We start from the raw sequence: 2,261 nt of genomic DNA, 5'->3' as shown, positions 1-2,261 counted from the left end.
ATAGTGGATTTTTCATTTGAATCTTTTGGTAATAATTGATTGAGTCTTTTAATATCTAATGCTGTTGGAGTAGTATCTCCTCGTACCACTATACGAACGAGAGTAAAAGTATCCCGTTTATCGAATTGAATTGTATCGACAACATTATTGTTAATATTAAAATATTTATTAACTTCTGATTTTACTTCATTCTCATAAATTTGTTTATTTAGCATATGGATAAAATTTAATGTTAAGTAAATCGCTAAACCTACTAAAAAGAATAGACTAATGATATTTCTTTTTATAAATTCAAAAACATTACTTTTTACTTCAGTATCAGAACCTCGTCTAAAACCTGCAATCCATAACACTAATGAGGAACTGACTTGAATCGCAATAATATTCGTTATAGCTAAAATTAGAGCATTTGCTGCACTTTTCCACTCTAAATGAGCAATCAAAATACCGCTTGCAACTAGTGGTGGGACTAAAGCAGTCGCTACAGCCACACCTACAACAGCAACAGAAAGTCGAGGTGATATAGAGGCAAAAGCACCTGCTGCCCCACCTGCAAGCGCAATCATAAGATCCATTATAGTCGGTTGTGTTCGAGCTAAGATTTCGCCAGTGATTGGTATATTTATATTAATTAGTCCTAAAATAATACCAATCGAATAAATCATTATTAAGCCTAAAATGAGGGTTAAGAATGATGTTCTAAATAAAATCCATCTATTATCAATTAATGACAGTGCTATTCCTGAAATAGGGCCAAGCATCATTGCGACCAACATTGCACCAATAACTACAGCGGATGAATCCGCAAGAAGACCATACCCAGCTATGATCGCTGCAAGTGCATTCATTATAAAAAATGTCTTACTGGGTAAAGCGTCTGCTTGAATATTTAAGCGGACATTTTTGTGATCAATTTTTTTTGTATTTGCTCTAAGTGCTTGTTTGTATCTCAGCTTTTCTTTTAGCACTTCATATTTTTGGTGACCTGATTTTTCTTCTACAATGATTGTAGCATCATCTTTTTTTTCCATATTTAATTTCTATTCTATAGTTTGATTATTAAACTTTATTATTAAAAAAATAGAGAGAAATCAAGTTTTTCTAAATTTACTAACGTCTACTTATTTATTGTGCCTCATAATAAGAGGCTCTTAACAGATTTAAGAGCCTCTAAAAGCACGCTATTGAGATGCAAATAATGTAATAGATATATTAAAAGAAATGACTAAAATATATGAAAATCGGGTTATTATGATCTAATAATAATTTTAGAGCCATACATAAACTTATCAATATTAACAAAGGTTTAATTACTCTTGATCCAAATCTTACCGCAAATTTTGCGCCAATCGAAGCCCCAATAAAAGCTCCACCAGCCATCACTAACGCGATTGGAAAAATGACATACCCTTTAATGATGAAAATAGATAAAGAACCTAAGTTACAGGCCACATTTGCTAACTTAGTATAAGATAAGGCACTCACCAACTTAAAGCCTAATAATAGTACAAATGCAACTATGAAAAATGAACCGACACCAGGACCAAAAACTCCATCATAAAACCCTAGTAATGGTGCGACTAGAAGTGCAAATAGAAAATAAGGAATCAGTGGCTTTTTATCTACATCACTTAGTTTTGGTGAAAAAATAAAATATAAGGCTACTAGAATTAAAAGTATCGGAACGATAGTTAAAAGTACATTTTTAGGCATGAGGGTAACTGAAAGTGCCCCTAATGTTCCTCCTAAAAAAGACATACAAGCGATAGGAATTGCTTTACGCCACTCGATTAGCCCTTTTCTTGCGAAACTAATAGTTGCTGAAAGTGTTGCAGAGGCCGCTTGTAATTTATTGGTTGCTATTGCTGAAACAGGAGGAACGCCTGACAAGAGCAATGCAGGTAGAGTGATTAAGCCACCCCCACCTGCAATAGCATCAATAAACCCAGCTACCATAGCTACTAAGCCTAAGATAAGTAGGAGTTCAAAATTCAATTTATTAGCCTTTAACAATAAGAGGATTTTTTTGCAATACAATATAATCAAGATTTTTTCTATAACCAAATAAACGAACTAATGTTCTTCGATTATCTTTAATAGTATCTCGACAATGTAAGCACAAACTATTATTAATAATTAAAACTGTATTAGGATTTAAATTAATAGAATCAACAATACTAGTTTGTCGAACAATTGATTCAAATTTATAAAACGCATTTTTAATTTTTATAGACGCATTTTCATTTGGACTGAATCTATAT

At 32.4% G+C, this 2,261-nt stretch carries 2 protein-coding genes and 1 pseudogene; all 3 read right to left on the bottom strand.

Features of this window, described 5'->3' with window-relative positions; genetic code table 11:
* On the bottom strand, positions 1-1,031 hold a 1,031-nt coding region (locus HUN22_RS16610), incomplete at its 3' end, for a DUF389 domain-containing protein (RefSeq protein ID WP_174731690.1).
* Positions 1,032-1,212: 181 nt separating this feature from the next.
* A complete protein-coding gene (locus tag HUN22_RS16605) occupies positions 1,213-1,956 on the bottom strand; it encodes a TSUP family transporter (RefSeq protein ID WP_174731693.1) in 744 nt (247 codons plus the stop codon).
* A 43-nt stretch (positions 1,957-1,999) separates the two neighbouring features.
* Positions 2,000-2,261 (bottom strand): annotated as a pseudogene (locus HUN22_RS18035) (TauD/TfdA family dioxygenase); the annotation flags it as partial.

This window comes from Acinetobacter lactucae (assembly GCF_013344765.1).
Lineage (GTDB): Bacteria > Pseudomonadota > Gammaproteobacteria > Pseudomonadales > Moraxellaceae > Acinetobacter > Acinetobacter lactucae_A.
Note: the sequence above shows the minus strand (reverse complement) of the source record. Positions and strands in the feature narration are given on the sequence as shown.